This is a genomic window from Stutzerimonas stutzeri (assembly GCF_000935215.1).
Taxonomy (GTDB): domain Bacteria; phylum Pseudomonadota; class Gammaproteobacteria; order Pseudomonadales; family Pseudomonadaceae; genus Stutzerimonas.
This window is the reverse complement of sequence record NZ_JXXD01000125.1, coordinates 1-6,112: the sequence shown is the minus strand read 5'-3', so window position 1 is coordinate 6,112 and position 6,112 is coordinate 1. Positions and strand designations below refer to the sequence as shown.

The window sequence follows — 6,112 nt, the reverse complement described above, 5'->3', positions numbered from 1 at the left end:
CGTTGAGGTACTTCTTGCGCAGGCGGATCGACTTCGGCGTCACTTCAACCAGCCTCGTCGTCAGCAATGAGCATCCATGTTGTCGTGATCCATGCCGGCGATGCCGTTCGGAGGCTGGCGTAGACGATCGGGAAGTCGAGGCTCGTCGGTGGCGACGAGGTTGTCGAACAGGTCGAAGATCTGGCATATGGCCCAGTCAGGTCGCGCGCCCAGACGGTAGATTTTGTTCACCACGACGATCGAACCAAGCCGGGCTTGAAAGCCTTCTGGGTCACGAAACGGGCCTGAATGATCGCAATATTCGCCACACGTCGCCGACGCGTTAAGCCCATCGCCCCGCCCGACAAACAACGGAACCCGCGAACACGACATGAACTGTCGTGCGGCTGCGCCATGCTTGATTCCGGCTCCCGCCGTCAGAGATGACGGCTACGCGCCAGCTGTCACTTGCCAATACCCGCTCGGCTCGCAACCAGCCATAAACCCAGCAGAGGAATCCAGCATGAAAAACATTCATGCCATGATCGGTCTCGTTGTAGTTCTCCGCAAAGCCTATGCGTTTCATGACGAATTTCGTCAGCTCAAGGAGAAGGACAAGTGGTCCGCCAGATGAAGCCAGCGGAATGCGGAAACCATCGGCTGAAACGAATCATGGCGAGTAGCCATCAAGCAGGATAAGCTGGCTATATTCGTGGCGTCACGTATCTGGCAGTTACAGGAAATATGTAAGGTAGTAACCCATGTCCGAAGCGGAGGATACGCTACTCAGGTTGTTCACTTTGTTGCGCCTGATTCCCGAATACCCAAGATATGTTTCCTCTCCCACGCTGCTGGAAAAACTGCACGAGCGTGGATTCTCGGTGGATCTGCGCACCGTCCAGCGGGACCTGAATCGACTCTCCATCCCCTTCTCGCTGATCAGTGATGAAAGTAGTGGCCGTTATCGCTGGAGTCACACCAAGGACACCCCGCTCGACCTCAGAGACATGGAGCCGTCGACGGCACTCGCGCTCGTCCTGGCCGAAAGTCATCTGAAGAGCTTGCTGCCGCAGTCGGTCATCAATCTGTTGGGTCCGCAGTTCAACAAGGCACGCAATTACTTGGAAGACCTCGGCCAGAACGATCTCGCACACTGGGCGCGCCGTGTGCGTGCCCATCCCAACGACAAGGCCCTGCTGCCCGCCCAGGTGCATGCCGCTGTCTGGCGAGAAGTGTCGACCGCCCTGCTGGAGCGCCGGCGGCTCAGGGTCTCCTACCTCAGCCGGAGCAAGGCCGAGCGCAAGGAGCTGCTGCTGCACCCCGCTGGCCTGGTTTCCCGTCACTCCATCAGCTACCTGATAGGCACCGTCGACGGCTATGGCGACCTTAGCCAGTTCGCGATGCATCGCATTCAGCAGGCTGAATGCCTGGAGGTCGCCGCCGATTGCAGCGAGCCCCTCGTTGTCGACCATTACATCCGAAACGGCCTCAATGCCTCGCCCCTGATAGACGATGTGGAACTGGTAGCGGACGTGTCACCACAGATCGCCTGGCTCCTCAAGGAAACCCTGCTGAGCACCGACCAGAGCCTGGAACCACTTGCCGAGGGCGACTGGCAGCGCCTGCGCGCTCGGGTCCCGCAGGATCAGGAAACGCTCTGGTGGATCTTCGGGCTGAACGACAACATCCAGGTTCACGAACCGACGGTATGGCAAACACAGATCCGCTCCAAACTGGAACTGATGCGTCGTCGCTACGAAGCGACGGCGCCGACCCTCAAGGCAACACCATGAACGAGCTCTGGCAACACCTGGAAGCCTGGCTGGCCACATATGACCCGGCTCGCCAGGCAGACCTCAACCCTCCGGCTGACGACACCGCCATAGCGGCTCTGGAACAGCTGCTGGGCAAGCCCTTGCCCGCTGACTTCACCGCCTGCCTGAAAGTCCATGATGGCCAGCGTGGGCAGGCCGGCTGGCTGTTCGACGACTACGAATTCCTCTCGAGCCGGCAGATCACGCTGAGCTGGTCCGCCTGGACGGCCCTGCTGGAAGGTGGTGACTTCGCCGCGCGTACCCCCGAATCCGATACCGGCATCAGAGCGTCCTGGTGGGACAAGGCATGGCTGCCCTTCGCCTCCGACGGCGGCGGCGATTATCTGTGCCTGGACCTCGCTCCGGCCGATCAGGGCCATTACGGGCAGGTGATCGAGGTACTTCACGACATGCCCCAGCGCACGCTACTCGCACCCTCCTTCGCCGACTGGTTCGGTAATTTCATCATGCGCAAGACCGCCTGAGATAACTCCCATGGAACCTACGCTCACCACGATGACGCGCGAGCAGCGCCTGCAGAAGCTGTTCGACGACTGCCAGCAGCAGGTACTTTCCCAAGTCATCGGCACGTTCGGCCTGTCCACCGCCATGTTCAAGGACGTCGACCGCAACGGCGGGAACGTCACCACGCTTCATAACTTCGCGCGCGAAGACGACGACTACGTCGCTACCGACTCCGACAAGAAACTCCACGAACACTCGCGCAAGAAGTACGACAAGCAGGTACGCGCGGAGTACGAGATCAAGACGCAGGAAAACGCCGATACGGCAGGCGGAAAAACCTGGAATGACAAGCGCGACGAGCGGATAGCCCAATCCCGGGACGAGTACACCGGACAAACCGTGCGCGCCGACGGCACAGTGGAGCTGAAGAACGGCGAAGAAGCGCGTGCCGAACTGGATCACGTCGTCTCCATTTCGGAAACGCACAGTGACCCCAAAATGCATCTCGCACTTGGGCAGGTGTCCGAGGACGGCGAGACCGTAGACGTCAGCCGCATTCGTGAAGTGGTCAACAGCGATGAGAACCTGGCCCTTACCAACCAGCCCCTCAACGGGTCGAAAGGCGACGAGGACCTGCGCGAGTGGGCTGCCAAGGAACGTGAGAACGGCGAAACCAACGCGCAGAAATTCGGCGCGGATGAGGAACTGATCCAGGAAAAACACGATACTGCCCGCAAGCACATCGATAGCACGGCGAACCGGGCACTGCTCAAGAAGCAGGCCACGGAGCTGCTTGCTACGGGCGGCAAACAGGCCGCTTTGATGGGGGCTCGCCAAGCGCTTGGCATGTTGCTGACCGAGTTGGTCAACGCTCTGTTCAACGAGGTGAAAGCGCTCATCCGGCATGGCGTCGAACTGGGTGAGTCGCTTTTGAGGAAGATCAGCCAGCGCCTGATGCATGTGGCCGAACAGGTGGCACGGAAGGTGCCGACGGCGCTCTCGCAGATGATCCAGGGTGGTGTCAGCGGTTTCGTCAGCAACCTGCTGACCTTCCTGCTGAACAACTTCCTGTCCACCGCCAAGCGCTTCGTCAGCATGATCCGCGAAGGCCTGCTTGGCCTGTTCCGTGCGGCCAGGATGATGCTCTTTCCACCTGCACACATGACCCAGGCCCAGGCCCTGCAGGAAGGCCTCAAGCTTCTCGGCACCGTGGTGATCAGTTCGGTGGGCATCCTGCTGTCGGAAACTGTCGCCACCTTCATGGCCACCATTCCCTTTCTCAAGCCCTTCGCCGACTTGCTCACGCCCGTGCTGGTAGGCATCGCCAGCGGCCTGCTGTCGGCGTTTCTGGCGTACCAGATCGACTGCCTCTTCGATCGCCATGCCCGGGGGGAGCGCCTGCTCGACGAACTGATAGCAGATGCAGCGAGGCGAGAGGTCTTTGCCGCCGAACTGGTGACGCTATCCGAAGCGTCGCTCGGCAATGTCGAGCGCTATACCCAATCGATCGAGCTGTACCGCCAGACGGGCGCAACCTTGGGCAATGCAGGCATTGCATCAGCCGCAGCACTGGCCAGCCTCGACAGCGCCGTGGCCAGCACCCGAGAACAGGTCGAGAAAAGCCGACGCATGATCAATTACATCAACGAGAGCCAGGCAGAAATCGAAGAATTCCTGAAACCCCTCTGAACCAGCCCACGCGGGCTCATCGCGCGAAGGGCGTGATGCACCGCGTATTCGACCGCCCCAACCCATGCAGCCTCGACAGGACAGCCAATGCCCCTCGAAACCACAGCGCCCGCCGTCACCAAGTCCGGCGCGGAAAACTCCCAAGAACTGCAGATCGTGCAGGCATTTTCCAACCTGAGCGTGCCCGAGCGAATCATCCAGCAGAGCAACATCAAGGAACTGCTGCACGGCCTCAACGACGACCAGCAGAAGGTCCAGTCCGAAGCCAAGCGCCTGGCCAAGCTCAGGCAGGAGAAAAAAGAGGGAAACTTCGTCGGCAACTGGTTCTACGGTCGCAGCGACAAGATCCAGGAAGCACAGTTGGACCTCAACGCCTCGATCGGTCAACTGACGCAGAAATCGTCCCAGTTACTGGTGGTCAACACCGCCATCTCAAAGGTACTGAGCGACCAGCAGATTCTGCTGTTGCAACAGCAGAATCTGCTGAAGAAGCAGGCTGAAGAACTCCAGGCGCAGAACGAGAGAATCCTTGCGCAACAGATTCAGCTGGGCGAACAACAGGACGCGATCAATGCCGCGAATCAGGGACTTCTGGAAGCCAAGGGCCTGACTCAGGAGCAGGCACAGAAACTGGTGGGCTGCGTACGTCTCGTGACCGAAGCCGAACAGCGGATCGACAGCGCCGGCCAGGCATTGCGCAACAACCTGGAACAGCAGATGGAGGAAGTTGAAAAGCACTGTCTGAATCGCTTGGCGGCGGGGCTCGATGAGGTGGAGCGGCGCCAGGTGGAAAACGAAAGGCGCCTGGCCGATGCGATGGACGTACAGGCGCAGCAGAACCGCACCGAGTTCACCCAACTGGCAGAGGAAAACCAGACGTTTCACAAGCAGCTTCTGCAGGATGCACAAGCGTTCGAGGTGCAACAGAGCGAACGAGCTGCCTCACAGGACAGCCGCATCGCTACGCTGAGCGAACAGCATGCCGCCCAGGCTGAAAGGCAGGACCAGTGGCAGCTGGCTCATAGCCACAGCATGCAGGAACGAATCGAAGCCCACGAAGCCGACGTCAAGCATCGCTCAGCGGCAATGGAAGAATCCCTGGTCCGGTCACTCGAAAGCCAGCGTGAAAACCTGACGAATTCACAGGAGCAGTTGGCCGACCATCTGAGCGCTCTGGTGGCCAAGCAAGCGTTGAGCCTGTCGCATCAGCGCCTGGTGCTCGTCGGCGCCACCGTGTTGTCCATCGCCTCGCTGGGATGGCAGGCAGCGCAGCACTGGGCACTACTCTGAAGCGACGCGGCACGGCCTGGGTAGCCAGTTCCGTCTTTCGCCGCGCAGCGGCGAGAGCGGAGCGTGCACCGCAAGCCCCATACCCGACAGCCGTTCTAGCACCCTGCTGGTCGCGCGGTTTTCTGAGACAACTGAGCCATCGACCGCGCTAGCTGGCGCAGGCCGTCTCTATCTTGCTGCTCGGTGGACATCTCATCCTCTATTTCACGCCGTATCTAGCGACGATGCTTGGAACGACCGACGTTTCCACGGTGAGCGGACTGCCCTTGCTGATCGGCCTGGCGGCTCTGGGCGGCTATCTGGGCAACCGGCTGGCCGAGCGCGTCGGCCTCGTCTAGCCATGGTGATTTTTCTCACCTTCTGCCTGGCACTGCGACATTCCGCTGAGCTTGCACAGCGCCATCTTCATCCCGAGCGTGATGCCCTGGAGACCATCAGCTGTATGGTTTCTCCGGTCGTGCAAAGCTTCCGGCTCCATAGCGCCCCAGCCAGCAGCAGTACCGGAGCCTCCCTGAACACCTCGGTGAGGCACCTTGGGATGGGCCTGGGTGCGGCTATCGGCGGGCTCGTCATTGCGCTTGCTGACGTTGGCTGGCCCCCTGGATCGGTCTTGGCCTGACGGTACCGGCATTACTCTGTAATTGGCGCTGCTACCTACTAGAGAAGCGCTGCCCAAGGCCCGACCGAAGTGTTGATGCCAGCCTGCCATTCGCTCCTTTGATCAAAACCATGCCCCATAGGATCTAAGGCCAGGCACCGCCTGGATTGCAATCAAGCCTAAAACAACAAAGGCGCCCGAAGGCGCCTTTGTCTTACTGCAACAGTGTTTAGACCTTGCTGCGCTCGAAGCGCTTGCGGTCGTTCTCGTTGAGGTA

Annotated in this window: 5 protein-coding genes and 1 pseudogene; 5 read left to right on the top strand and 1 reads right to left on the bottom strand. The window is 60.2% G+C overall.

What is annotated here, in order from left to right; translation table 11 throughout:
* Window positions 1–72: 72 nt before the first annotated feature.
* A pseudogene (locus LO50_RS24195) lies at window positions 73–287 on the bottom strand (translational GTPase TypA); the annotation flags it as partial.
* 453 nt (window positions 288–740) lie between these two features.
* Here LO50_RS24195 and LO50_RS13720 point away from each other — a divergent pair.
* From LO50_RS13720 to LO50_RS24915, 5 genes are all read left to right on the top strand, one after another.
* Window positions 741–1,772 (top strand): helix-turn-helix transcriptional regulator, encoded by a 1,032-nt coding sequence (locus LO50_RS13720; RefSeq protein WP_023444485.1) that lies wholly within the window; start codon window positions 741–743, stop codon window positions 1,770–1,772.
* A complete protein-coding gene (locus LO50_RS13715; protein WP_023444484.1) occupies window positions 1,769–2,278 on the top strand; it encodes an SMI1/KNR4 family protein in 510 nt (169 codons plus the stop codon). Before LO50_RS13720 ends, LO50_RS13715 begins: the two co-directional genes overlap by 4 nt.
* A 10-nt stretch (window positions 2,279–2,288) precedes the next feature.
* Window positions 2,289–3,947 (top strand): hypothetical protein, encoded by a 1,659-nt coding sequence (locus LO50_RS13710; RefSeq protein WP_031298464.1) that lies wholly within the window; start codon window positions 2,289–2,291, stop codon window positions 3,945–3,947.
* Window positions 3,948–4,034: 87 nt separating this feature from the next.
* Window positions 4,035–5,237 carry a coiled-coil domain-containing protein gene (locus LO50_RS13705; protein ID WP_023447096.1) on the top strand — a complete coding sequence of 401 codons (1,203 nt, stop codon included), beginning with the start codon at window positions 4,035–4,037 and terminating at the stop codon, window positions 5,235–5,237.
* A gap of 173 nt (window positions 5,238–5,410) precedes the next feature.
* The gene (locus LO50_RS24915) at window positions 5,411–5,575 is read left to right on the top strand and encodes a hypothetical protein (RefSeq protein ID WP_023447095.1); all 165 of its coding nucleotides are present in this window, start codon (window positions 5,411–5,413) and stop codon (window positions 5,573–5,575) included.
* The last annotated feature ends 537 nt before the right edge of the window (window positions 5,576–6,112 follow it).

Excerpts from the sequence above, each read along its gene's own strand:
- LO50_RS13720 (WP_023444485.1), top strand. The coding sequence starts at position 741 with ATGTCCGAAGCGGAGGATACGCTACTCAGGTTGTTCACTTTGTTGCGC.
- LO50_RS13715 (WP_023444484.1), top strand. The coding sequence starts at position 1,769 with ATGAACGAGCTCTGGCAACACCTGGAAGCCTGGCTGGCCACATATGAC.
- LO50_RS13710 (WP_031298464.1), top strand. The coding sequence starts at position 2,289 with ATGGAACCTACGCTCACCACGATGACGCGCGAGCAGCGCCTGCAGAAG.
- LO50_RS13705 (WP_023447096.1), top strand. The coding sequence starts at position 4,035 with ATGCCCCTCGAAACCACAGCGCCCGCCGTCACCAAGTCCGGCGCGGAA.